Origin of the sequence: Pseudomonas sp. efr-133-TYG-103a (assembly GCF_030209235.1) — a bacterium.
Classification (GTDB): Bacteria; Pseudomonadota; Gammaproteobacteria; order Pseudomonadales; family Pseudomonadaceae; genus Aquipseudomonas.
Window position 1 is genome coordinate 46096 of sequence record NZ_JARVSK010000003.1, and the last position, 25588, is coordinate 71683.

The following is a 25588-nucleotide window of genomic DNA, read 5'->3' on the forward strand; positions in this document are numbered from 1 at the left end:
GATACCGCCAATGCTGTGGGAAATAACTTCATCACCCTTTCAACAACCATGTCAGCCCCATCGCCACGTGCTCCTCGGTGCTGTCGACCAGCGGCAAAGGGCTTTGCACGCCATCCAGCAGCAGGCCGATCTCGGTGCAGCCAAGAATCGCGGCCTGAGCGCCCTGCTCGCGAAGCTGTTCGAGTACGCCCAGATAGAAGGCGCGGGCAGGCCGGTGAAACTGGCCCAGGCAGAGCTCGGCGAAGATGATGCGGTCGATTTCTGCCATGGCATCCGGGTCCGGCAATACCACTTCAATACCGAAGCGCTCGGACAGGCGACGTTTGTAGAAGTCTTCCTGCATCGTGAAGCGCGTGCCGAGCAGCGCGGCGCACGTCACGTTTTTACCCTGCAGGGCCTGGCCAACGGCATCGCCGATGTGCAGCAACGGGATGTCGACCGCACCTTCGATTGCGGTCGCGACTTTGTGCATGGTGTTCGTCGCCAACAGGATCGCGCCCGCTCCGGCGCGTTCCAGCCCTCTGGACGCTTCGGCCAGTTGCTCGCCCGCCAGCTCCCACTGACCTGACTTCTGCAGCGCGGCGATGCCGGCGAAATCCACGGAGTGCAGGAGCAACGGTGCCGAATGAAGCCCGCCCAGCTCATTGCGCACGCCTTCATTGAGCCATTTGTAATAGGTGGCGGTGGATTCCCAGCTCATTCCGCCCAATACACCCAAGGTTTTCATGCAGGCCTCCCGTCAAAGTCACAGCAGCAGGCTAGGCCCGAACCTGCCGCCAGGCCAGTGACAGAAACGCTTGAAGCTTGCGGTACAGTCTGGCGTCACCCAGCTTGATAAAGCCGCCTGCCGGCTCCACTTATCGGTCACTAGCCCATCTCCAGGTGTCTGTCATGTCCGACTCATTGTTGATCCCGTGCCCGCATTGCAATGGCCTGAACCGCATTCCCGCCGACCGGCTGAGCGATCAGCCCAAGTGCGGCCGCTGCAAACAGGCCGTTCTGCTGAGCAAACCCTTCAACCTGACTCAAGGCGATTATGCGGGCCAGATCAAAGGCGATCTGCCGTTGCTGGTGGATGTCTGGGCGGACTGGTGCGGGCCGTGCAAGTCCTTCGCCCCGACGTTCGAACAAGCAGCATTGCAGTTGAGTGGCCGCGTCCGCCTGGCCAAACTGGACAGTGAGGCAAACCCGCAACTGTCGGCGCAACTGGGCATTCGATCGATTCCCAGCCTGATTCTGTTCAAGAACGGCCGCGAAGTCGCTCGACAAAGCGGCGCCATGCCGCTCCAGCAACTGACCGCCTGGCTAAGCAGCCAAGGGATTTGAAAGCCGTTTCTACAAGGTCCGCAGCATCCGACAGCGCGTGTCGTAGGCTTCTTCTGAAACGACCCCGAGCCCGAAAAAACATCGAAAACCGCGTCTAGGGTTACCGCTCACACCGGCACCCTGGAGCGACAAGCGATGACATTCGTGATCAGAGAAGGCGATTCGACTACGACAGGCGGCACAGTACTCAAGGCATCAGGAACGTTGGCGTGCGAAGGTCGACAGCTTGCGCGCATGGGCGACCCGGTGTGGTGCCCGGCATGCGAACAGGTCGGGTTCATCTGCGAAGGCAACCCGACGTTCATTGATGCACTGATTGCGGTGGCGACCCACGCACAGGCTGTGAAATGTGGCTGTTGCGAAGGTATCAATCGACTGATCGCCAGCCAGGACCAACTGGTGGCTGATATGGACGCCGCCATTTCCATTCCCAAGGATGAGGCAGATCAGGCGCGTAAGCGGGCGAAGCGCCTGGCTAAATCCATCCAGCCTGACCTCCCATCGGCACCTCTCTAGCACTGTTGCAGAGCATCAGCCTTTGCGACTTTCCCTACACGCTAACGCGAAGGAACTGACAGCACCAGAACATGGCGCTGCGTACCGTCATCGAGTCAGATATCGAGTATTCGGCAAATGCTGTGTGGATGCCACAGGCAATTATCGACGGGAGTTTCAATGCCTTTTCACGGACGATTCATAATTAACAACGCAGAGTCTTCCTCCTTAGCCATTTATGGTGTTGGCAGCTTCATGGCTTTCTCTGGCAACGGCATCTACCGGAATCGGGGCGGCTGTTTCGCCATCCCAGATAACGGTCCATTGCCTCCGGGGAAATACTGGATCGTTGATCGACCAGGAGGAGGATTCTTGAGCAGGGTTTACACATTGGCTAAAGACATTCCGACCTGGATGACTGATACACCCACCGATCATAGCGAATGGTTTGCGCTGTATAGGGATGACGGAAAGATTGACGACTTCACATGGGTCAACGGCGTCACACGAGGAAGCTTTCGTCTGCACCCAATCGGACCTCTAGGTATTTCACAAGGCTGCATAACGCTTCAGCATCATTCCGACTTCACGATGATCCGAAACGCGTTCGCCAGCACCGACAAAATTCCCGTGAGATCCACAGGATTACAGGCTTATGGGTGGATAGAGGTCATTGCACATGCAAGCAGTTGCCCGTAAGGCGTGCAGGGTTTTACTATTTTTAACCTTGCTGACATCAGCGGTTCTATTTCTGCATACGTATCCATATCCCATGCCGTTGGCACAACTCGAATACTGGATGCATGCGGCGAATCTTCTGGGTATATCCAACCCGGAAAACCTCTATTTTCCCACCATGTGGTTGATTGACCTAGTCGCCGCGGTCATTGCATATCGCGTGATTATCAGGCTCTTCAGGCGATTGCGCGCCCGAGAGCCACACTAGCGAGAAGACACCCAGTCGGGCATCGAGGACTCTGAAACCCGGGCACTTGATCGCGGTCTCAATGCGCAGTATTGCTCTCCAGCAAATGGTGCAACTCAACGAATTGCTGGCTCAGCTTATGCCGGGGATCCAGATGGATCAGCGGCATATTGGCCTGATGAGACTCGCGCATTTTGACCGAACTGTTGAGATAAACCGGCAGGACCGGCAGCCCCTCGGCGATCAGTTCGTCGAGAATCTGCTGCGGCAGGCTGGCACGTGACTGGAACTGGTTGACGATAATGCCCTCCACCTCCAGGTCTTCGTTGTGGTCTTCCTTGAGCTCTTCCACTTCTTTCAGGAGGCCATACAGGGCCTGACGGGAAAAGCTGTCGCAATCGAAGGGTATCAGCACGCGATCGGCGGCGATCAGCGCGGAAACGGCGTAGAAATTCAACGCTGGAGGCGTGTCCAGATAGATGCGGTCGTAGTCTTCGTCGAGCTCGTCGAGCAGCTTTCGCAGTTTGTTGATCTTGTGCTTGGCCTCAAGTTTGGGCTGCAGATCAGCCAACTCCGCCGTGGCCGTCACCACGTGCAGGTTCTCGAAGGGCGTCTCGTAGATGTCCACCTGGTTCTTTTTGGAAAAGGGTCCCGAAGACAGCGTGTGCTTGAAGAAGTCGGCGATGCCCATCGGGATTTCCTCGCCGGTCAGCCCCGTGAGGTATTGCGTCGAGTTTGCCTGAGCATCCAGGTCGATCAGCAGCGTACGGTAACCCTCATGAGCACTGACTGCCGCCAGATTGCAGGCGATGCTGGATTTTCCGACGCCGCCTTTCTGATTGAACACCACACGCCGCATGTAGGAACTCCCTGTCGTTGTCTTGCCATGAAGGGTCGCCCGGCGACCGCATGAATGGTCCCGAGTCTAGGCAATCCGGGCAACAAGGGCGAGTGTCCAGGAGAAATCGGATAACCGGACGACAACTGCAGCGGGCAAACGGCGGAAGGCTCCATCACGGTATCGCCTTGCGTGACCATGATTTGCCTGTATGCGGTAACGGCCCGATAATGACGGCCGCTGCGCCCGCCTGCCATGTGCCGATTGCGCAAACGCTGGCGGCGCCCTTCAAAATCGTAGGTAAGTCGATGATCCGAAACCTGTTATTGGCCAGCATGCTGTTGCTGCTGGGCGCGTGCGCTGACCGAGAAACGCTGCCGGCGCAGGTGCCTCATTTGAAGCTGCCAATTGTCCTGCATGCCCAACATCAGCCGGATGACGGACAACAAGCCCCACTGCTGGAAATCAAGAAACGAGACCACGGCGTGCGCTTCACCCTGACCGGTGCATCCGGAACGCTGCTCGCCAAACAGGACCTCACGAACGACGGTTGGCAAGACAGAGCCAAATCGGATGCCGACTACGATGCACGGGATTTATTCGGCGCAGTGCTGTTCGCGCTGACTTCCGTGCAAGAAGTGCGGTTCGTCTACCCGGGCGTTGCACTGCAACCTTATGAGAGAAGCCTTGAGGGACGTTGGCAGGTCAGCTACGCCTCTGAGGGCTTTTTCCGTGTGACGCTGTCTGATGGCACGAGCTATCTGCTGAGCCCTGCAAGAGGCAAGGCAAGCCGCTGACTCCGCGCCGCGCAAGCCAGCGACATGTCGAGACCTCACCCGGCCTTGCGCGTCACCAGCTCGATGAAAGCCTTGGCCATCGGCGATTTCTGATCCCGGCGTTGCACCAGCCAGACCGCCGACGTGGCATCCGGGTCGAGCAAAGTCCTGTACACCACACCGTCGATGCGCATGCGCTGATACGAGGCCGGCAGGACGGTGACTCCCAGTCCTGCCGCCACCAGCCCGATGATGGTCATGGCTTCGCCTGCTTCCTGAGTGAACAAAGGACTGAAGCCTGCCTCTCGAGCAAGACTCAGCAACTGCGCATACAGCCCGCTGCCATAGGTACGTGGAAAAAACACGAACGGCTCGCTCGCCAGCTCCCTGAGGTGGATACCGTCAGCGCTGCCCTCGGCCAGCGGATGATCGGACCGCAGAATCGCCACCAGCGGCTCGCGCAACAATTCGACGGCAACCAGTGAGTCCGGCAACGGCAATGGCCGCATGATGCCCACCTGCATCGACTCTTCTTCCAGTCGCTCCGCGACTTCCTTGCTGCTCATTTCCTGCAACGCCAAGTGCACGGCGGGGTAACGCTGGCGAAAGGCGAAGATGGCCTTGGGGATGCTCGAGGTGAAAGGCGCCGACGCGGTGAAGCCGATTTTGAGCTCGCCCAGCTCGCCGAGTTGCGCTCTTCGCGCGACGTCAGAGGCCTTTTCGACCTGCGCCAGCACCAGGCGCGCCTCATCGAGGAACAGTCGGCCGGCTTCGCTGAGCGCCACGCGTCGATTCGTGCGCTCGAACAGAGGCGCCCCCAGTTCCTGCTCAAGTGCCTGAATCTGCTGGCTGAGGGGCGGCTGAGAGATCCCGAGGGATTCAGCGGCACGCCCGAAGTGCAGCTCTTCAGCCACCGCGATGAAGTAACGCAGATGGCGTAATTCCATGGCGATCTCATTAGGTCGTAGAAGCTATCAAACAGGTCGAACAATATATTGGAAAGGATCGTTAGCGGGCTATATGCTTTTTCCTATCGCCGCACTGCTCCCCTTCTGAGGTCACCTGTGAATACTGCTGCATCTGCCGCCGCGCCCGCTTCCGAGGTCATCGAAGCCGCCATCCCGCTCGGCGACGCCTATATTGAAAAAGACACCCCCGCGTTCATTCGCACCGTACTGGCACTGTTTTCCGGCGGATTCGCGACGTTTGCCCTGCTCTACTGCGTCCAGCCCATGATGCCGGTGTTGTCCCGCGATTTTTCCATCAACGCTGCGCAGAGCAGCATGATCCTCTCCGTGTCCACCGCGATGCTCGCCATCGGCCTGCTGATCACCGGACCGATCTCTGACCGGCTGGGGCGCAAGTCAGTGATGGTCTTCTCGTTGTTTTCGGCCGCGATCTTCACCATCGCCAGCGCGATCATGCCAACCTGGGAAGGAGTGCTGTTCATGCGCGCGCTGGTCGGATTATCGTTGAGCGGGCTGGCTGCCGTGGCAATGACCTACCTGAGCGAAGAAATCCATCCGCAACACATCGGCCTGGCGATGGGCCTGTACATCGGAGGCAACGCGATTGGCGGCATGAGCGGTCGCGTGATCACTGGCGTATTGAGCGACTTCGTCAGCTGGCATGCATCGCTGTCGATCATGGGCGTCATCGCGCTGGCAGCCGCCTGTGTGTTCTGGAAGATTCTGCCGCCGTCGCGCAATTTCCGCGCTCGTCCACTCAACGGCCGCAATCTGCTGGACGGCTTCCTCTTGCAGTTTCGCGATGCCGGCCTGCCGTGGCTGTTTCTGGAGGGTTTCCTGTTGATGGGCGCCTTCGTCACGCTGTTCAACTACATCGGCTACCGACTGCTCGCAGATCCGTACAACCTGAGTCAGGCGGTCGTTGGCCTGTTCTCTGTCGTGTACCTGTCGGGCATCTACAGCTCCGCGAAAATCGGTGCGCTCGCCGATCAACTGGGCCGCCGCAACGTGCTGTGGGCCGTGATTCTGTTGATGCTCGTCGGCGTGACACTCACCCTCTTCAGCCCATTGGCGATCGTCATCGTCGGCGTGTTGATGTTTACCTTCGGGTTCTTCGGCGCTCACTCCGTCGCCAGCAGTTGGATCGGCCGTCGCGCCATCAAGGCCAAGGGCCAGGCATCATCGCTGTACCTGTTCAGCTACTACGTCGGCTCCAGCGTGGCCGGCACCGGCGGCGGCGTCTTCTGGCACTACGCGGGCTGGAATGGCATCGGCATCTTCATCGGCATCCTGCTGCTGATTGCCTTGGGCGCCGCGCTGAAACTCGCGAAAGTGCCACCATTGGCAGTGAACGTGAAGGTTTGAGTCTGTCCTACAAACCCTGGATTCGTTTCACATCTTCCGCATCCACATGGCCTGGCAGTAAGGCGTGAATATTTGATTCACGCTTTACTCCTATGACGATCTCGACAACTGCTGACAGGATCTACACGCCGTGGGAATTCCAAGCAGCATGACCCCACCCAAATGAAAACGCCCGGCAAGTCCGGGCGTTTTATAGGTGAGGTTCAGCGCTTACTGGTGGTATTTCGCTGACAGCTCGTGCACGGCTTCGATGAAGGCACCTGCGTTGGCAGGGTCGACCTCAGGCGTGATGCCGTGGCCGAGGTTGAAGACGTGACCAGTGCCGCTGCCGTAGCTGGCGAGGATGTTCGAGACTTCCTGGCGAATGGCCTCCGGACGCGCATACAGCACGGTCGGGTCCATGTTGCCTTGCAGTGCGACTTTGCCGCCCACGCGACGACGGGCTTCACCGATGTCACAGGTCCAGTCCAGGCCCAACGCATCGGCGCCAGCGTCGGCGATGCTTTCCAGCCACAGGCCGCCGCCTTTGGTGAAGAGAATCACCGGCACCTTGCGCCCGTCGTGCTCACGGATCAGGCCGTTGACGATCTTGCGCATGTAGGCCAGGGAAAACTCCTGATACGCCGCCGCCGAGAGGCTGCCACCCCAGCTGTCGAAGATCTGCACGGCTTGCGCCCCTGCCAGGATCTGGCCGTTCAGGTAAGCGGTGACCGACTGTGCCAGCTTGTCCAGCAACAGGTGCATGGCCTGCGGATTGTCGTAGAGCATGGCCTTGGACTTGCGGAAGTCTTTGGACGAGCCGCCTTCGACCATGTAAGTCGCCAGTGTCCACGGACTTCCCGAGAAGCCGATCAAGGGCACGCGGCCGTTGAGTTCGCGGCGAATGGTGCTGACCGCATCCATGACGTAGCCCAGGTCTTTTTGCGCATCCGGAATCGGCAGCGCTTCGATATCGGCCAGTGTGGTGACGGTTTTCTTGAAGCGCGGCCCTTCGCCCGTTTCGAAGTACAGGCCCAGGCCCATCGCATCGGGAATGGTGAGGATGTCCGAAAACAGGATCGCCGCGTCCAGCGGGTAACGCTCCAGCGGTTGCAGGGTCACCTCACAGGCGAACGCCGGATTCATGCACAGGCTCATGAAGTCCCCGGCCTTGGCGCGACTGGCGCGGTATTCCGGAAGGTAGCGACCCGCCTGACGCATCATCCATACCGGCGTGACGTCTACGGGTTGCTTGAGCAGGGCGCGAAGGAAACGGTCGTTCTTCAGGGCAGTCATGGCGGCATCCGGAAAAAAAGTGCGGGCATTTTCTCAGACACCAACGCAAAAGGCACGGTCAGTACCGTGCCTTTTATTTATCGGGTCGATTTGTCGCATGGGGCCAGCCACAAGCGGCAAGCTTCAAGCCACAAGCAGGAGCAGTACGCGCACGGCTTGCAGCTTGTGGCTTGCAGCTCGAAGCTGCCGTGTTTACACGCCCAGGTAATCCAGAATCCCTTCAGCCGCATTACGGCCTTCGAAGATGGCAGTCACCACCAGATCGGAACCGCGGACCATGTCGCCACCGGCGAAGATCTTGGGGTTGCTGGTCTGGTGCTTGAACTTGCCTTGCTCCGGCGCTACCACGCGGCCCTGGCTGTCAGTCTCGATGCTGTGCTGCTCGAACCACGACGCCGGGCTTGGGCGGAAACCGAAGGCGATGACCACGGCATCAGCCGGGATGATCTCTTCGGAGCCTGGAATCGGCTCAGGGCTGCGGCGACCACGCGCGTCGGGCTCACCCAGACGCGTCTCGACAACCTTCACGCCCTCGACCTTGTCTTCACCGACAATGGCGATGGGCTGGCGGTTGTAGAGGAATTTCACGCCTTCTTCCTTGGCGTTCTTCACTTCCTTGCGCGAGCCCGGCATGTTTTCTTCGTCACGACGGTACGCACAGGTAACCGACTTGGCGCCCTGACGGATCGACGTGCGGTTGCAGTCCATCGCGGTGTCGCCACCGCCCAGTACCACGACCTTCTTGCCCTTCATGTCGACAAACGCCTCCGGCGACTTTTCAAAGCCCAGGTTGCGATTGACGTTGGCGATCAGGAAATCCAGCGCGTCGTGCACGCCCGGAAGGTCTTCACCCGGGAAGCCGCCCTTCATGTAGGTGTAAGTGCCCATGCCCATGAAAACGGCATCGTACTCTTCCAGCAACTGGTCAACGGTGACGTCTTTGCCGACTTCCGTATTGAGGCGGAACTCGATCCCCATGCCGGTGAACACTTCACGACGGTTGCTCAGCACGCTCTTCTCGAGCTTGAACTCCGGGATACCGAAGGTCAGCAGGCCGCCGATCTCGGGGTTCTTGTCGAACACGACCGGGGTCACGCCGCCGCGCACCAGTACATCGGCGCAGCCCAGACCCGCAGGGCCGGCACCGATGATCGCAACGCGCTTGCCGGTCGGTACGACACGGGACATGTCCGGACGCCAGCCCATGGCGAACGCTGTATCGGTGATGTACTTCTCCACCGAACCAATGGTGACCGCGCCAAAACCGTCGTTCAGCGTGCACGCGCCCTCACACAGACGGTCCTGCGGGCACACGCGACCGCAGACTTCCGGCAGGGTGTTGGTCTGGTGCGACAGCTCGGCAGCCGCAAGGATGTTGCCTTCGGAGACCAGCTTGAGCCAGTTGGGAATGAAGTTGTGCACCGGGCACTTCCATTCACAGTAAGGGTTACCGCAACCCAGGCAGCGGTGGGCCTGATCGGCCGATTGCTGGGGTTTGAAGGGTTCGTAGATTTCCACGAACTCTTTCTTGCGTTGCCGCAACAGTTTCTTCTTCGGGTCTTTACGCCCGACATCGATGAACTGGAAGTCGTTACTCAGACGTTCAGCCATTCTCTAGAACCTCTACACAACAGCTGCAGGTCACACACCTGCAGCCGTAAGAACCATGTTCGCAGGCAAATCACGCACTGCCGTTAACTTGCGGCTTGAAGCTTGTAGCTTGCTGCTGCTTCACTGCGGATTTGCACGGGTGCTGGACAACAGCGACTTCAGGTTGGCGGCCTTGGGCTTGACCAGCCAGAAGCGGCGCAGGTAGTCATCCAGGTTTTCCCAGAGATTACGGCCCCACTCGCTGTCGGTTTCTGTCACGTATTCGGCCAGAACGCGCTCCAGGTGGCTGCGATAGGCTTCCATCGCTTCGCCGCTGATGCGCTGAATTTCAACCAGTTCGTGATTGACCCGGTCAACGAAGGTGTTGTCCTGATCCAGCACGTAAGCGAAACCACCGGTCATGCCCGAACCAAAGTTGTAGCCGGTCTTGCCCAGCACGCAGACGAAACCGCCGGTCATGTATTCGCAGCAGTGGTCGCCAGTGCCTTCCACAACGGTGTGGGCGCCAGAGTTACGGACCGCGAAACGCTCGCCTGCGGTGCCAGCGGCAAACAGCTTGCCGCCCGTGGCTCCATACAGACAGGTGTTGCCGATGATGGCGCTGTCCTGGGTTTTGAACGGGCTGCCCTTGGGCGGCACGATGACCAGCTTGCCGCCGGTCATGCCTTTGCCCACGTAGTCGTTGGCGTCGCCTTCCAGGTACATGTTCAGGCCACCGGCGTTCCATACGCCAAAGCTCTGACCCGCCGTGCCCTTGAAGCGGAAGGTGACCGGAGCGTCTTTCATGCCCTGGTTACCGTGCAGCTTGGCGATTTCACCGGAAATCCGCGCGCCGATGGAACGGTCGCAGTTGCAGATATCCAGTTCGTACTCGCCGCCGGATTTACCCTCGATAGCCGATTTGGCCAGCTCCACCATCTTCTCGGCCAGCAGGCCTTTGTCGAACGGCGGGTTGCGGTCTACCAGGCTGAACTGCGGCTTGTCAGCCGGCACATGGTCGCTGCCCAGCAGAGGCGTCAGGTCCAAGTGCTGCTGCTTGGCGGTTTCGCCCGGCAGGATGTCGAGCAGGTCGGTACGGCCGATCAGCTCTTCCAGCGAGCGGACACCCAGTTTCGCCAGCCACTCACGCGTTTCTTCCGCCACGTATGTGAAGAAGTTGATCACCATGTCGACGGTGCCGATGTAGTGATCCTTGCGCAGCTTGTCGTTTTGAGTCGCCACGCCGGTGGCGCAGTTGTTCAGGTGGCAGATGCGCAGGTATTTGCAGCCCAGTGCGATCATCGGCGCGGTGCCGAAGCCGAAGCTTTCGGCGCCGAGGATCGCGGCCTTGATCACATCCAGACCGGTTTTCAGACCACCGTCGGTCTGCACCCGGACCTTGCCGCGCAGGTCGTTGCCGCGCAGGGTCTGATGGGTTTCGGCCAGACCGATTTCCCATGGCGCGCCGGCGTACTTGATCGACGACAGAGGCGAGGCGCCCGTGCCGCCGTCGTAGCCGGAAATGGTGATCAGGTCAGCGTAGGCCTTCGCCACACCCGCGGCGATGGTGCCCACGCCCGCTTCCGCTACCAGCTTCACCGAAACCAGCGCCGCCGGGTTGACCTGTTTGAGGTCGAAAATCAGCTGCGACAAGTCTTCGATCGAGTAGATGTCATGGTGGGGCGGAGGCGAAATCAGCGTCACGCCCGGCACTGCGTAACGCAGCTTGGCAATCAGGCCGTTGACCTTGCCGCCTGGCAATTGACCGCCCTCGCCCGGCTTGGCGCCCTGCGCGACCTTGATCTGCAGGACGTCAGCGTTGACCAGGTATTCAGGGGTCACGCCGAAACGACCGGTCGCGATCTGCTTGATCTTGGAGCTGCGGATAGTGCCGTAGCGCGACGGATCTTCGCCGCCCTCGCCCGAGTTGGAACGCGCGCCCAGACGGTTCATCGCCTCCGCCAGCGCTTCGTGCGCTTCGGGCGACAACGCACCCAGCGAAATGCCGGCCGAATCGAAGCGCTTGAGGATCGCTTCCAGCGGCTCGACTTCGTCGATGCTCATTGGCGTGTCGAGCTCTTTGACCTTGAACAGGTCGCGGATCATCGACACCGGACGATTGTCCACCAGCGCCGTGTATTCCTTGAATTTGCTGTAGTCGCCCTGTTGCACGGCCGCTTGCAGCGTCGCCACGACGTCAGGGTTGTAAGCGTGGTACTCGCCGCCGTACACGAACTTCAGCAGACCGCCTTGCTGGATCGGCTTGCGTGGGCTCCAGGCTTCGCCGGCCAGCGCTTTCTGCTCGTCTTCGATGTCGATGAAACGCGCGCCCTTGATGCGGCTCGGCACGCCACGGAAGCTGAGTTCGCAGACTTCCTCGGACAGGCCGATGGCTTCGAACAGTTGGGCGCCACGGTACGAGGCGATGGTCGAGATGCCCATCTTCGACAGGATCTTGAGCAGGCCCTTGGTGATGCCTTTACGGTAGTTCTTGAAGACTTCGTACAGATCGCCCAGCACTTCACCGGTGCGGATCAGGTCGCCAAGGACTTCGTAAGCCAGGAACGGGTAGACCGCCGAAGCGCCGAAGCCGATCAGTACAGCGAAGTGATGCGGATCGCGAGCGGTCGCGGTTTCGACCAGGATGTTGCTGTCGCAGCGCAGGCCTTTTTCGGTCAGGCGGTGGTGAACCGCGCCAGTGGCCAGCGACGCATGGATCGGCAACTTGCCCGGCGCAATATGACGGTCGCTCAGCACGATCTGGGTACGACCGGCGCGAACGGCCTCTTCGGCCTGATCGGCAACGTTACGCACAGCGGCCTCAAGGCCCATGCTCTCGTCGTAGTTCAGATCGATGATCGCGCGATCGAAGCCCGGACGATCCAGGTTCATCAGCGAGCGCCATTTGGCCGGCGAAATGACCGGCGAGCTGAGGATCACGCGGGAAGCGTGCTCTGGCGACTCCTGGAAGATGTTGCGCTCGGCACCGAGGCAGACTTCCAGCGACATCACGATCGCTTCGCGCAGCGGGTCGATCGGCGGGTTAGTGACCTGCGCGAACTGCTGACGGAAATAGTCGTACGGCGTGCGCACGCGGCGCGACAGCACGGCCATCGGCGTGTCGTCGCCCATCGAGCCTACCGCTTCCTGACCTTGCTCGCCCAGCGGACGCAGCACCTGATCGCGCTCCTCGAACGTGACCTGGAACATCTTCATGTACTGCTTGAGCTGATCAGGGTTGTAGAACGCCGAACCGTGGTCGTGATCTTCCAGGGTCGCCTGAATGCGCAGCGCGTTCTTGCGCAGCCACTGCTTGTACGGGTGGCGCGACTTCAGGCGGCTGTCGATGGCGTCAGTGTCGAGGATCTGGCCGGTTTCGGTGTCCACGGCGAAGATCTGCCCCGGCCCTACGCGGCCCTTGGCGATGACGTCTTGCGGGGTGTAGTTCCACACGCCGATCTCGGAAGCCAGGGTGATGTAGCCATTCTTGGTGGTGACCCAGCGCGCCGGACGCAGACCGTTACGGTCGAGCAGGCAGACCGCGTGGCGACCTTCGGTCATCACGATACCGGCCGGGCCATCCCACGGTTCCATGTGCATGGAGTTGAATTCATAGAACGCACGCAGATCCGGGTCCATGGTTTCAACGTTCTGCCATGCAGGCGGCACGAGCATGCGCACGCCGCGGAACAGGTCGATGCCGCCGGTCACCATCAACTCCAGCATGTTGTCCATGCTCGAAGAGTCGGAACCCACGCGATTCACCAGCGGGCCCAACTCGTCCAGGTCCATCAGGTCGTTGCTGAACTTGGTACGACGGGCCTGCGCCCAGTTCCGGTTGCCGGTAATGGTGTTGATCTCGCCGTTGTGGGCGAGGAACCGGAATGGCTGAGCAAGCGGCCACTTGGGCAGGGTGTTGGTCGAGAAGCGCTGGTGGAACACGCAAATCGCGGTCTGCAGGCGCTCGTCGTTGAGGTCTGGATAGAATGCCGTGAGGTCACGCGGCATCATCAGGCCTTTATAGATGATGGTTTTGTGCGAAAAGCTGCAGATGTAGTGATCGGTGTCGGCGGCGTTGGATACCGACGAACGGCGACGGGCGCAGAAAAGCTTGATCGCGAATTCCTGATCGCTCAGGCCTTCACCACCGATGAACACTTGCTCGATCTTGGGCAGACGCTCCAGCGCCAGACGGCCCAGCACGCTGGTGTCGATCGGCACTTCGCGCCAGCCGATCAACGTCAGGCCTTCGGCGAGGATTTCGCGGTTCATGTTTTCGCGGGCGGCCTGAGCCTTGGCGTCGTCCTGATTGAGGAAGACCATGCCCACGCAATATTGGCGCGGCAGCTCGACGCTGAAGTGCTCTTTGGCCACAGCGCGCAGGAACATGTCGGGTTTTTGAATCAACAGCCCGCAACCGTCACCGGTCTTGCCGTCGGCGTTGATCCCACCACGGTGGGTCATGCAGGTCAGGGCTTCGATAGCCGTCTGCAACAGGTGATGACTGGGCTCGCCTTGCATATGGGCGATCAGGCCGAAACCACAGTTATCCTTGAATTCTTCTGGATGGTACAGACCTGCTTTCATAGACACATTCTCACCAGGCTGCCTCTCAACGAGGCAAATTTCTTTTCAATTCAACCATTTACCGTCCACGCTGAACGTACGCCAGCTTTGCGGGAGCAAAAGGGAGGTCATTGTACACACCGACACAAAACCTCACAAATTTGGCGACGAAACGTCGCAAATTTATGTCGCATTCATGAAAGGTTTAAAAACGATTCTCGTGCTAGTCAGAGCTTTGTTGCGAGTCTGACCAATGAGAGCCCGAAGTTCAATACGCGCCTGAGACGCAGACGCCGCAAGGCGCGCTGCTCATTGGCAGCACGCTCATGCGTGATATTCGGGAGTGCCATGCGAGCGACCTGGGTAAGGTCCGGGCATGTAAAGCGGGTGAGCGTTTACATGCCTGTCTGCTGCGTCATCAGCGAGCTGCGGCCAGTTCCTGTTGGATACTGCCGACAGTGCGAGGCCAAGGTTTACCAGCCTGAACCTTCGCTGGCAAGACCTTGATAGCGGCGAGGGCCGCGTTGCGGTCCGCAAAACTGCCGTAAGTCACCACATACAGCGGCTTGCCCTGCAGGGTTTTCTTGAAATAACGATACTCGGCGCCCTGCTCTTTGACATAGCTCTGCGCCGTGGCTTCAGAGCTGGTCCCCAGGATCTGCACAACGTAATGCGTCGGGGCCTGACCCGCGTACCAGGTGCCACCCGCAGACGCAGAGGCTGCCGCAGCTGGCTTGGCGCCCGGGGTCGGCGCCGGCTTGGCGGTCGCTACCTGAGTCGGCGCAGGTGCAGGCTTCGCCGCAGGCGCAGGTGCCGGAGCCGGTTTGGCGGCTGGCGCAGGGCGCGGCGTCGGCACCGGCGTCTGGGCCATCTGCGGCGCAGGACCCGCCGCAGCGCCCGCAGGCGGAGCGGTGGTGGTGACGGTCGGCGGCTGCAGCGACTGGTTAGCGGCTGGACCGCCATCTTCTCCATCGCCTTCACCCGAGCCGGCCGCTTCGGCCAGAGGACCGCGCATCACCGGCTGGGAGTTACCGACCAACGGTAGCGGCATCGGCTGCGAGTTACCGGCGAATTCAATTGCCGGACCGCCGTTGTTCGATTGCTGAGCAGGCGCCTGGCCTTGACCCAGCGGCAGTTGTGCCTGGGAGTTTGCGGGCGCTGTCGCCGGTGCATTGTTACGACCTGGAATCAACCACGCCGCCAATACTGCCGCGACAACAACCCCACCCAAAGCCAACACGTGTTTCTTAGGCATTTTGAACCCCATACTTGGACGCTTGACCGCAGAGCGGCTGGCGATCATGGCTTCGATCATCGAATCGCGCGCGACCTGGTTGATCGCGCCCGGCCATCCATTGGATTGTTCGTGAATATCGGCGATCTGTTCGGCGCTGAATACTTCGATGCCTTGACCGGCACCCTCCAGCCGCTGAGCCAGATACTCACGGGTTTCTTCTTCTGTGTACGGCGCAAGCTCGATAACGTGGAATCGCTCTTCCTCTGTACCGCTCTCGGCGCACAGCTGATCCAGACGATCGATGATCGAAGCCTCGCCGAACAGGAACACGTGTGGACGCCCCTCAGGCGTGCCTGCCGCCAATCCCATCAACGCTTCGAGTGCCGATTCGCCCAGTTGTTCGGCATCGTCCACCAGCACGTAGACTTCCTGCCCGGTCAGCGCCAGCTGCACCACTTGCGAAAGGATTGCCTGCATTTCCGGCTGGGCGACGTTCAGCGCCTGAGCGACCTGACGCAGGACGCCCGCGGCATCGCCAGCGCCACGCGCCGAGACCACCACGCTTTGCACCGACTGCTTGTTGGTGCTTGCCACCAGCGCTTGACGCAGCAAGGTCTTGCCGCTTCCGTGAGGGCCTGTGACCAGCAACAGCAACTGGCTGTAACGGGCCAGATGATGCAGCTGACCCAGCACGGGCTTGCGCTGGGCCGGGAAAAACTTGAAGCCGGGGACCCGCGTAGCAAAGGGGTCATGACTCAATTGGTAATGACCGAGGAAGGCCTCATCGGCGTGCAAACTAGTCATGGATTTCTCATTAACCTCTAAGCTGATCCACCAAGGCGCGGTAGTCCGCAACCAGCGTGGCCTGTAGTACTTCTTTTGGATATTCGTCGGTCACCACTGCCTCACCCATGCGGCGCAACAGCACCAGGCGCAGACGACCGTCAATCACCTTCTTGTCCACCGCCATGTGCTCGAGGAAATGCTCAGGCGTCATGTCTTCAGGCGGCACCACCGGCAAGCCGGCGCGCTGAAACAGACGGATACCGCGGTCTCGTTCCTGCTCCGTGATCCAGCCAAGACGCGAAGACATTTCAAGCGCCATGACCGTACCCGCTGCAACGGCCTCACCGTGCAGCCACACGCCGTAACCCATATGGGTTTCGATGGCGTGGCCGAAGGTGTGGCCCAGATTCAACGTGGCCCGGACACCGGATTCGCGTTCATCGGCGCCCACCACCGCGGCCTTTGCCGCACATGAGCGCTCGATGGCGGTCGTAAGCGTCGCCTGATCCAGCCCGCGAAGCTTGTCCACATTGTCTTCGAGCCATGTCAGGAATGGTTCGTCACAAATCAGGCCGTATTTGATGACCTCGGCCAGCCCCGCAGACAGCTCACGCTCAGGCAGGCTGTTCAGCGACGAGGTATCGATCAGCACAGCGTTGGGCTGATAGAAGGCACCCACCATGTTTTTGCCCAGCGGATGATTGATCCCGGTCTTGCCGCCGACCGAAGAATCCACTTGCGAGAGCAACGTTGTCGGGACCTGAATGAAGTCCACGCCGCGCTGATAACAGGCAGCGGCAAAACCTGCCATGTCGCCGATCACGCCGCCACCCAGCGCGATCACGGTGGTGCGCCGGTCATGGCGCGCTGTCAGCAGGGCGTCGAAAATGAGCTGCAGGGTTTCCCAGTTCTTGAAGGCTTCGCCGTCGGGAAGCACGATGGGCAGGACGTTATAACCGGCCAGCGACTTGCTCAGGCGCTCCATGTACAGCGGCGCAACTGTCGCGTTGGAAACGATTGCTACCTGTTTGCCGGCAATGTATGGCTTGAGCAGTTCGGGCCGATCCAACAAGCCTTCGCCAATGTGAATCGGATAGCTGCGCTCGCCAAGCTCGACCTTAAGTGTCTGCATGTGTCCCCACACTGTTGAACGATTGGATGTCTGTGTACGCCTTCAGGACGCCGACACCGACTATGGCGCAAGGCCATAAGGCGACCCTGCTTTTTATGGTCGCCGAGGATAGCGCATTTCCGTCTGCGCTTTAACGGGGAGGAAGCTCTGCCAACAGAGCAAGGATGTCAAGAACCACCATACGCGGTGGCCGCTCATCGGTTTCGATGATGACATCGGCAATCTCGCGGTAAAGCGGATCGCGGATCGCCAGCAGCTCACGCAGCACGCGTGCGGGATCGGCGGTGCGCAAAAGCGGCCGGTTACGGTCCCGCGCCGTGCGGCCCACTTGCTGCTCGACCGAGGCGTGGAGATAGACCACCCGGCCGCCAGCGTGCAATGCACGACGGTTCTCTTCACGCATGACCGCGCCGCCACCTGTCGCCAGCACGACGCCATCGAACGCACACAGCTCGGCGATCATGGCCTGTTCACGGTCTCGAAAGCCCGCTTCACCTTCCTTGTCGAAGATCCACGGGATATTGGCGCCCGTTCGCAGCTCGATTTCCTTGTCGGAATCCTTGAACGGCAGTCGAAGCTCTTTGGCCAGCAGGCGACCGATGGTGCTTTTGCCAGCACCCATCGGTCCCACAAGTATTAAATTTCGCACAGAATCAACGACTCACAGCAATCGCCTGGTTGTTCATGATACGCGGAGTGAGGAACACCAACAGCTCGGATTTTTTCTCCGAGACCACATCCCGCCGGAAAAGGCGGCCAACATACGGCACATCGCCCAAAAATGGCACCTTGTCGACGACTTTACTCTGCGTATTCGAGAACACACCACCAATTACAATGGTCTCGCCGTCCGCGACCAGCACCTTGGCGTTGACTTCGTTCTTCTTGATCGGCGGCACGCCGAGCACGGTATTGACGTAGTCAGGCTCATCCTTGGTGACTTTCACTTCCATGATGATGCGGTTGTCCGGCGTGATCTGCGGCGTCACTTCCAGCGAGAGCGAGGCCTCTTTGAAGGAGACCGACGTGGCACCGCTGGAGCTGGCTTCCTGATACGGCACTTCCGTACCTTTCAGGATTTTCGCGGTTTCCTTGTCCGAGGTGACGACCTTTGGCTGGGAGACCACTTCACCGTTACCGGTCTTTTCCATCGCGCTCAGTTCAAGGTCAAGAATGGTGTTGTTGGTCAGGAAGCCCAGGCCTATCGTCGACGTCGGGTTGCTCACGCCCATGTCCACATAGGGCCCGTTGGTGTTGCCGGCGCCGGTGACGGTGCCGTTCCCGCCAGCGGTGAAGTTGCCATGGGTGCTCGACCCGCCCCAGCGCACGCCCAGTGCTTTGTCGTAGTCAACGTTGGCCTCGACGATGCGCGCCTCGATCATGACCTGACGGACCGGGATATCCAGTTGCGAAACGATGCGGCGCAGCTCGTCCAGACGGTCCTGCGTCTGGTAGGCGATGATGTTGTTGGTACGCTCGTCGACCGTGATCGAACCGCGCTCGTCAGATTTGGACTCCGCGCTCGTCACCGACTGGAACAGCTTGGCGATGTCGGCGGCCTTGGCGTAGTTGACTTGCAGCAACTCACGACGCAACGGCGCCAGCTCGGAGATCTGCTTGAGCGACTCCAGTTCCTGACGTTCGCGGGCGGCGATTTCGTCAGCCGGGCCGACAAGCAAGACGTTGCCGATCTTGCGCTTGTCCAGGCCTTTGGTCTTGAGCACCAGGTCCAGCGCCTGATCCCACGGCACGTTTTGCAGGCGCAGCGTGATGCCGCCCTGAACGGTGTCGCTGGCGACGAGGTTGAGGTTGGTGAAATCAGCGATCAGCTGCAGCACCGAGCGAACGTCGATGTCCTGGAAGTTGAGCGACAACTTCTCGCCGGTGTACACCAGTTTCTCCGCGTTACGACGCTCCTGATCCTCATTGGTCAGTGGGCGCACGCTGATGGTCAGCTTGTTCTCGGTCTGATAGGCGGAATAATCGAACGCGCCGGACGGCTCAATGGAAATGCTCGTCTTGTCGCCGGTGACACTTGAGTTGACGAACTGCACCGGCGTGGCGAAATCCTTGACGTCCAGACGCACGCGCAGTGGATCGGGCAATTGGGTCTTGGCGAAGTCGACACGAATCTTGCCGCCTTGCTCCTGGATGTCCGGCGCAATCCCAGTGTCGCTCAGCTCGATGATGACGTTGCCTTCGCCAAGTTCACCGCGCTGGAAGTCAACGTTCTTGACCGCTCTGGGGCCCGGCGCATAGGCGCGCGCAGCGGCCTTCGGAGCAGCAGGCGGAACGCTGACTCGCGGCGCACCTTGGGCAGTGCTTGGCTGCGAAGCTTGTGCCGAAGCCGCGCCTTGGCCGACGACGACAAACAGGTTGTTGCCATCGACCCGAGAGCTGTAAGGCGCAAGCGTGGTTAGGTTGATGATGACCCGCGTGCGATCCTTGGCTTCGACCACAACAACGCTGTGAGCATTGCCCGAGCCCAGATCACGACTCTTGATCGCCAACTGGCTGGTCACGCCTGGCAGGTCCAGCGCAATGCGCGCTGGCTGTTCGGTGGTGTAGCCACGCGGCGCGGCAACCGGGCCGTCGAATGACAGTTTCAATTCGACCCGGTCCCCTGGCAACGCAGCGACATCCAGGGTCTTGAGGTTCGCCGCCTGGAGAATCGGGGAAAGCATCGCCATCCATAGCGATACGCCGATAATCGAAAGAATCCTAGTCATGTTCAGTTTCCACCACTGTGCCGATCTGAAGGTGCTTCGCTTGCTTGTCGTCTTCATGAGCGTTCTTTCAGGGAAATGCTGCGCGGTCGCTCAAGCCACGCCCCCTCTCCATCCGGAACGATTTCCACTACCTGGACCTCCGACTCGGTGATCGCCACGATGCGGCCATCATTTCGTCCCAGGTAATCACCCACCTTCACTCGATGCACGCCGCCTGCCCCGCGAAGCAGCGCGAACATACCGGATTCGTTGCTCAACGTACCGACCATTTCGAAACCATCGATATTGAAGCCTTCCAGGAACTGCTTGACCCGCGTCGGATCAGGCTGGACCAGATGCGAACCCTTCTGCCGGTTCACCAGATCAATCTTGATCGGCGGCTGGAACGGGCTGCGCAGGCTCGCCGCCGCGTAGGTGAACGCCTCGTACGGACGGAATTTCGGCATGGCCTCGATTGCGCCCACCGGACGCGCACGCACGTCACTCATGAATTGTTTCAGGTCATCGAATTCGTTCGAGCTGTCGCAACCTGCCAGCCCCATCAGCGTGACGCCGATGCACAACCACCGCACCGCCCTCATTTCGCTGGCCCTTTGCTGTCGATGTTCTGAAGTCCCTTGTCGTTGTAGCGATAAGTCTTGGCAAGGATGCTCATGCGCAGCTTCGCAGGAGACTTGGCGTCGACCGGTTTGATTTCGAAATCGTGCAGCGTGACGATCCGCGGCAGACTGGCAACGCCGCTGGCAAAGGTCGCCAGGTCGTGGTAACTGCCGGTTACGGTGATCTGAATCGGCAACTCAATGTAAAACTGTTGAGCCTCTTCGGGCAGCAGCTTGATCTCCTCGAACTCAAGGCCGCTTCCCAGCCCGGTCCGGGTGATGTCCTCCAGCAGGCCCGGTACTTCGGTGTCGCTGGGCAACTGGCGAAGCAGCGCGCCGAAGGTGTTTTCCATCTCCACCATCTGGGTTTTGTAAGCCGTCAGGTTGGCCGCCTGGAACGCCTTGCTCGAGAATTGCTCCTTGAGCGCGGTTTCATCATGACGCGCCTGATCCAGCTGGGTTTGCATGTCCTGGATGTAGAAAAAGTAACCACCGGCCAGCACCAGCACCAGCAACAGCGCGCCAGCGATGGTTTTCACCGCTGCCGGCCACGAGCCGATGTTGTTCAGGTCCAGGTCGTTGAGGTCGATCTTGCGCAGGCTGTCCAGCCATTCCTTCATGTTCATGGCTTGACTCCATCGACAGCGGGCTGCGTCTGACGCACGGTCAACTGGAAAGTGTTGGACTGATCCACGCCAGCAGCGCTGTTGGCTTTCACCTCAGTCAGACTTGGCGCCTCGAGCCAGTCGGACGCATCCAGATTACGCAGCAGATCCGACACGCGATTGTTGGACTCGGCCGCGCCGGAAATACTGATCAGCTGCCCGTTCATCTTCACTTCGCTGAAATACACACCGTCCGGCAGCGTACGCGCCAGTTGGTCGAAGATGCGCCCGATGATTGGCCGGTTGCCTTGCAGATCCTGAATGATCTTCATCCTTTCCAGCAGTTGCTTGCGGCGGGCCTTCAGCTCGCTGATTTCCTTGATGCGTGCATCCAGCTGGACGATTTCCGTCTTGATGTACTGGTTACGCGCATTTTGATGGCTGATGGCGCTGCTCAAATATTGATCAGCCAGCAGTATGGCGCCAATGCCAGCCACCAGCACGCCGACCAGGGCCAGAAGAAAACGCTTTTTGCGCTCTTCGCGCTGCTGCTCACGCCAAGGGAGTAAGTTGATCCGTGCCATCAGTCGAAACTCCTCAACGCCAGACCGCACGCAATCATCAGCGCCGGCGCATCACTGGCGAGCGCGCCAGCGTTCACCTTGGCGCTCAGGGCCATGTCGGCGAAGGGGTTGGCGACCATGGTCGGCGTGCCGAGGCGTTCCTGGATCAGTCGATCCAGTCCGGCAATGGAGGCCGTCCCGCCCGCCAGCATGATGTAGTCGACACGGTTGTACTGCCCGGCGGCGAAGAAGAACTGCAGAGATCGGGAAACCTGCTGAACCACTGCATCCTTGAACGGCTGCAGCACCTCCAGCACATAGTCGTCGGGCAGACCGCCCTGTTTTTTCGCTAGTCCCGCTTCCCCGACCGACAAGCCATAACGGCGCTGGATTTCTTCGGTCAGCTGACGGCCGCCGAATAGTTGCTCGCGGGTATAGATGATGCGGCCATTGTGCAGAACGCTGAGGGTGGTCATCGTCGCGCCGATATCAATGACGGCGACGGTCAATTGCTCGTGATCCTGACCCAGTTGCGCGGAGAGCAGGCCAAACGAGCGCTCCAGCGCATAGGCCTCGACGTCGACGACACGTGCGGTCAGGCCTGCCAGTGCAAGCGCAGCTTCGCGAACCTCGACGTTTTCCTTTCGGCACGCTGCCAGCAGCACCTCGACACGCTCTGGATTACGTACCGAATAGCCCTGGACTTCGAAATCGATGGCGACTTCTTCCAGCGGATAGGGAATGTATTGATCGGCTTCAATTTTGAGCTGGTTTTCCATCTCGTCGTCGGACAGGCCGGCGTCCATCTCGATGGTCTTGGTAATTACCGCCGATCCAGCCACGGCAACCGCCGCAATTTTGACGTTGCTCTTGGCTTTGACGAGCACACGCGTCAACGCATTGCCAACGCCCTCGAGCTCGGCAATGTTTTTCTCGACCACGGCGTTTGCCGGCAGCGGCTCCACCGCGTAAGACTCAACCTTGTAACGGGTACCGGAACGACTCAATTCAAGGAGCTTTACCGAGGTGGAGCTTATATCGATCCCTAGAAGGGTATTGGCCTTCTTACTGAAGAGTTCGAACACAACCGATTCCCTATGCGTTTCCGTCACTTACGGATATTTTTTTGTCCAACACCACTGTCGGCAGCCTTGACAGTAGCGCAAATAACTCTCGACGACGAAAAATGCTTATAATGCCCAGCGTTTTTTTCGTGTAGCAAAGCTTCAAGGCGTGTTCATTTGTAAATGCCTGCGCTTAACCCATTCTTTTTTCTGGAAATCCAAAAGCCTTGATACGCCTGCTGAAATTTTTCTGGTGGTCCATCGTCGCTATCGTCTGCGGCTTGCTGCTCGGTCTGAGCGGCGCCTTCCTGTACCTGGCTCCGAACCTGCCGTCGGTCGACGCGCTGCGCAATATCCAGCTGCAGATCCCCCTGCGGGTGTTCAGCAGCGACGGCAAACTGATCGCCGAATTTGGTGAAATGCGTCGATCTCCGATCCGCTTCGCCGATATTCCGCCCAACTTCATTCACGCCCTTCTTTCGGCCGAAGACGACAACTTCGCCAATCACTATGGCGTCGATCCAAGCAGCCTTATGCGCGCGGCCAGTCAGCTGGTCAAAAGCGGTCACATCCAGTCCGGCGGCTCGACCATCACCATGCAGGTCGCCAAGAACTACTTCCTGACCAGCGAGCGCAGCTTTTCGCGCAAAACCACCGAGATTCTTCTGGCCTTGCAAATCGAGCGCCAACTTACCAAGGACGAGATTCTCGAGCTCTACGTCAACAAAATCTACCTGGGCAACAGGGCCTATGGCATCGAGGCCGCAGCACAGGTTTACTACGGCAAATCGATCCGCGACCTGAGCGTTGCCCAGATGGCGATGATCGCCGGCCTGCCCAAGGCACCGTCACGATTCAACCCACTGGCCAACCCGGTTCGCGCCAAAGAGCGCCGCGACTGGATTCTGGGCCGCATGTTCAAGCTGGGCAAGATCGACCAGAACACCTATCAGACCGCCCTGGCCGAACCTATCAACGCCAGCTACCACGTTCAAAGCCCGGAAGTTAACGCGCCGTACATCGCCGAAATGGCCCGCGCCGAGATGGTCGGTCGCTACGGCAGCGAAGCCTACACAGAAGGTTTCCGCGTCACCACTACCGTTCCGAGCAATCTTCAGGAAGACGCCAACAAAGCCGTTCAGGACGGCCTGATCGAATATGACCAGCGCCATGGCTATCGCGGGCCTGAGAGCCGTTTTCCGGGCCTGACACGCGACGGCTGGGTGCAGGAACTGACCAAGCAGCGTCCGATCAGCGGTCTTGAGCCGGCCATAGTCAGCCAGGTCGACAAGACCGGAATCCGCGTATTGACTCGCAACGGCGAGAAGGAAGAAACCGTCGCTTGGGACAGCATGAAATGGGCCAAGGCGTTCCTGAACACCAACAGCGTCGGCGCCAATCCCAAGCAGCCGTCGGACGTCGCCCATGTCGGCGATCTGGTTCGGGTTCAGCGCCAGCCTGACAACTCCCTGAAATTCAGCCAGATCCCGCAGGCGCAAAGCGCGCTGGTGTCGCTGGACCCACAAAATGGTGCGATTCGTGCGCTGGTCGGCGGCTTTGCCTTTGAACAGAGCAATTACAACCGCGCGATGCAGGCCAAACGCCAACCGGGCTCCAGCTTCAAGCCGTTCCTTTATTCGGCCGCGCTGGATAACGGCTACACCGCGGCAAGCCTGGTGAACGACGCGCCGATCGTGTTCGTCGACGAAGCCGTCGACAAGGTCTGGCGTCCCAAAAACGACACTGGCACCTTCCTGGGTCCGATTCGCCTGCGCGAAGCGCTCTACAAGTCGCGCAACCTGGTGTCGATCCGGTTGCTGCAAAGCCTGGGCGTGAACACGGCGATCAACTACATCACCCGTTTCGGCTTCAACAAGCAGGACCTGCCGCCTAACCTGTCGCTGGCCTTGGGTACCGCGACGTTGACGCCGATGGAAATCGTCAGCGGCTGGAGTACCTTCGCCAATGGCGGTTACAAGGTCAGTCCGTACCTGATCGACAAGATCGAGGACCGCGAAGGCAAGACGCTGTTCGTCGCCAATCCGGCGACCGTTCCGGCCAATGATCCGAATCCAAAAGCGGTAAGCGAGGCAGCAATCAGCAGCGCTTCAACTTACGCCGCCCCGGAAACTCCGGCCCTGACCGCCAACGCCGCGCCGAATGCGCTGGACACCTCCGGCGTAGCGCCTGCGCCCGTTGTGGCAGAGCGCATCGTTGACGGCCGTACGACCTACATTCTCAACAGCATGCTTCAGGACGTCATCAAGCGCGGCACTGGCCGTCGTGCACTGGCCATGAATCGCCCGGACATCGCAGGCAAGACCGGCACCACCAACGATTCGAAAGACGCGTGGTTCTCGGGCTATAACGCCGATTACGTGACGACGGTCTGGACCGGCTTCGATCAGCCGGAAAGCCTGGGGCGTCATGAGTTCGGCGGCACGGTTGCATTGCCGATCTGGATGAACTTCATGAGCGCAGCACTGAAGGACAAGCCGCCGCACGTCCAGGCCGAGCCGGATGGCATTCTCAGCCTGCGTATCGACCCGGTCAGCGGCCGCTCCGCCACGCCGAGCACGGCAGGTGCGTTCTTTGAACTGTTCAAGAGCGAAGACACGCCACCTAGCGTGAACGAACTCAACGGCAGCCCGGCCCCGGGCAGTCCGCTGCCGGCAGACGAATCGGCGCCGATCGACTTGTTCTGATCCCTGTAGGAGCGAGCTTGCTCGCGAAGACTGACGCCGGGCCG

20 protein-coding genes are annotated in these 25588 nt (G+C 59.9%); 6 read left to right on the plus strand and 14 right to left on the minus strand.

Going from position 1 to position 25588, the window contains the following annotated elements; genetic code table 11:
* Positions 1–31: 31 nt before the first annotated feature.
* On the minus strand, positions 32–727 hold the full coding sequence (locus QRN36_RS02480; RefSeq protein ID WP_285422678.1) for an aspartate/glutamate racemase family protein: 696 nt from the start codon (positions 725–727) through the stop codon (positions 32–34).
* Between the two features lie 164 nt (positions 728–891).
* Between QRN36_RS02480 and trxC the strand changes: the two genes are divergently transcribed.
* The 3 genes from trxC to QRN36_RS02495 all read left to right on the plus strand — a co-directional run bounded on the left by trxC (position 892) and on the right by QRN36_RS02495 (position 2520).
* The gene (trxC, locus tag QRN36_RS02485; protein ID WP_285422679.1) at positions 892–1326 is read left to right on the plus strand and encodes a thioredoxin TrxC; all 435 of its coding nucleotides are present in this window, start codon (positions 892–894) and stop codon (positions 1324–1326) included.
* Positions 1327–1461: 135 nt separating this feature from the next.
* A complete protein-coding gene (locus tag QRN36_RS02490) occupies positions 1462–1842 on the plus strand; it encodes a PAAR domain-containing protein (protein WP_285422680.1) in 381 nt (126 codons plus the stop codon).
* Between the two features lie 159 nt (positions 1843–2001).
* The gene (locus QRN36_RS02495; RefSeq protein WP_285422681.1) at positions 2002–2520 is read left to right on the plus strand and encodes a DUF2778 domain-containing protein; all 519 of its coding nucleotides are present in this window, start codon (positions 2002–2004) and stop codon (positions 2518–2520) included.
* A 305-nt stretch (positions 2521–2825) separates the two neighbouring features.
* Here the strand turns inward: QRN36_RS02495 and QRN36_RS02500 are convergent, their stop codons facing one another.
* A complete protein-coding gene (locus tag QRN36_RS02500) occupies positions 2826–3605 on the minus strand; it encodes a ParA family protein (protein ID WP_285422682.1) in 780 nt (259 codons plus the stop codon).
* Between the two features lie 167 nt (positions 3606–3772).
* On the opposite strand from QRN36_RS02500, the gene QRN36_RS02505 reads away from it, so the two are divergent.
* Positions 3773–4381 (plus strand): hypothetical protein, encoded by a 609-nt coding sequence (locus tag QRN36_RS02505; RefSeq protein WP_285422683.1) that lies wholly within the window; start codon positions 3773–3775, stop codon positions 4379–4381.
* Between the two features lie 35 nt (positions 4382–4416).
* Here the strand turns inward: QRN36_RS02505 and QRN36_RS02510 are convergent, their stop codons facing one another.
* Positions 4417–5307 carry a LysR family transcriptional regulator gene (locus tag QRN36_RS02510; RefSeq protein ID WP_285422684.1) on the minus strand — a complete coding sequence of 297 codons (891 nt, stop codon included), beginning with the start codon at positions 5305–5307 and terminating at the stop codon, positions 4417–4419.
* A 117-nt stretch (positions 5308–5424) separates the two neighbouring features.
* On the opposite strand from QRN36_RS02510, the gene QRN36_RS02515 reads away from it, so the two are divergent.
* Entirely contained in the window at positions 5425–6693 is a 1269-nt protein-coding gene (locus QRN36_RS02515; protein WP_373568686.1) for an MFS transporter, read from the plus strand.
* Between the two features lie 210 nt (positions 6694–6903).
* On the opposite strand, the gene hemE is transcribed toward QRN36_RS02515, so the two are convergent.
* From hemE to QRN36_RS02570, 11 genes are all read right to left on the minus strand, one after another.
* Positions 6904–7968, minus strand: a complete 1065-nt coding sequence (gene hemE / locus QRN36_RS02520; RefSeq protein ID WP_285422685.1) for a uroporphyrinogen decarboxylase — start codon at positions 7966–7968, stop codon at positions 6904–6906.
* Between the two features lie 192 nt (positions 7969–8160).
* On the minus strand, positions 8161–9579 hold the full coding sequence (locus tag QRN36_RS02525; protein ID WP_285422686.1) for an FAD-dependent oxidoreductase: 1419 nt from the start codon (positions 9577–9579) through the stop codon (positions 8161–8163).
* 120 nt (positions 9580–9699) lie between these two features.
* Positions 9700–14145, minus strand: coding sequence for a glutamate synthase large subunit (gene gltB / locus QRN36_RS02530; protein ID WP_285422687.1), 4446 nt, complete (start codon positions 14143–14145; stop codon positions 9700–9702).
* A gap of 397 nt (positions 14146–14542) precedes the next feature.
* Positions 14543–16165 carry an AAA family ATPase gene (locus QRN36_RS02535; protein WP_093465339.1) on the minus strand — a complete coding sequence of 541 codons (1623 nt, stop codon included), beginning with the start codon at positions 16163–16165 and terminating at the stop codon, positions 14543–14545.
* Positions 16166–16175: 10 nt separating this feature from the next.
* Positions 16176–17279, minus strand: a complete 1104-nt coding sequence (gene aroB, locus QRN36_RS02540; RefSeq protein WP_285422688.1) for a 3-dehydroquinate synthase — start codon at positions 17277–17279, stop codon at positions 16176–16178.
* 130 nt (positions 17280–17409) lie between these two features.
* A complete protein-coding gene (aroK, locus tag QRN36_RS02545) occupies positions 17410–17928 on the minus strand; it encodes a shikimate kinase AroK (RefSeq protein ID WP_093465345.1) in 519 nt (172 codons plus the stop codon).
* A 4-nt stretch (positions 17929–17932) separates the two neighbouring features.
* Positions 17933–20008, minus strand: coding sequence for a type IV pilus secretin PilQ (gene pilQ / locus QRN36_RS02550; protein ID WP_285422689.1), 2076 nt, complete (start codon positions 20006–20008; stop codon positions 17933–17935).
* 53 nt (positions 20009–20061) lie between these two features.
* Complete coding sequence (locus QRN36_RS02555; protein ID WP_093465348.1) at positions 20062–20589, minus strand: pilus assembly protein PilP; 528 nt, start codon at positions 20587–20589, stop codon at positions 20062–20064.
* Complete coding sequence (gene pilO, locus QRN36_RS02560) at positions 20586–21233, minus strand: type 4a pilus biogenesis protein PilO (RefSeq protein ID WP_285422690.1); 648 nt, start codon at positions 21231–21233, stop codon at positions 20586–20588. Before pilO ends, QRN36_RS02555 begins: the two co-directional genes overlap by 4 nt.
* Positions 21230–21796, minus strand: a complete 567-nt coding sequence (locus QRN36_RS02565; RefSeq protein ID WP_285422691.1) for a PilN domain-containing protein — start codon at positions 21794–21796, stop codon at positions 21230–21232. The genes pilO and QRN36_RS02565 overlap by 4 nt, the downstream gene beginning before the upstream one ends.
* Positions 21796–22860: a pilus assembly protein PilM gene (locus QRN36_RS02570; protein WP_285422692.1), complete on the minus strand. Its 1065-nt coding sequence runs from the start codon at positions 22858–22860 to the stop codon at positions 21796–21798. The genes QRN36_RS02565 and QRN36_RS02570 overlap by 1 nt, the downstream gene beginning before the upstream one ends.
* A gap of 209 nt (positions 22861–23069) precedes the next feature.
* Between QRN36_RS02570 and QRN36_RS02575 the strand changes: the two genes are divergently transcribed.
* Positions 23070–25544 carry a penicillin-binding protein 1A gene (locus QRN36_RS02575; protein ID WP_373568688.1) on the plus strand — a complete coding sequence of 825 codons (2475 nt, stop codon included), beginning with the start codon at positions 23070–23072 and terminating at the stop codon, positions 25542–25544.
* The last annotated feature ends 44 nt before the right edge of the window (positions 25545–25588 follow it).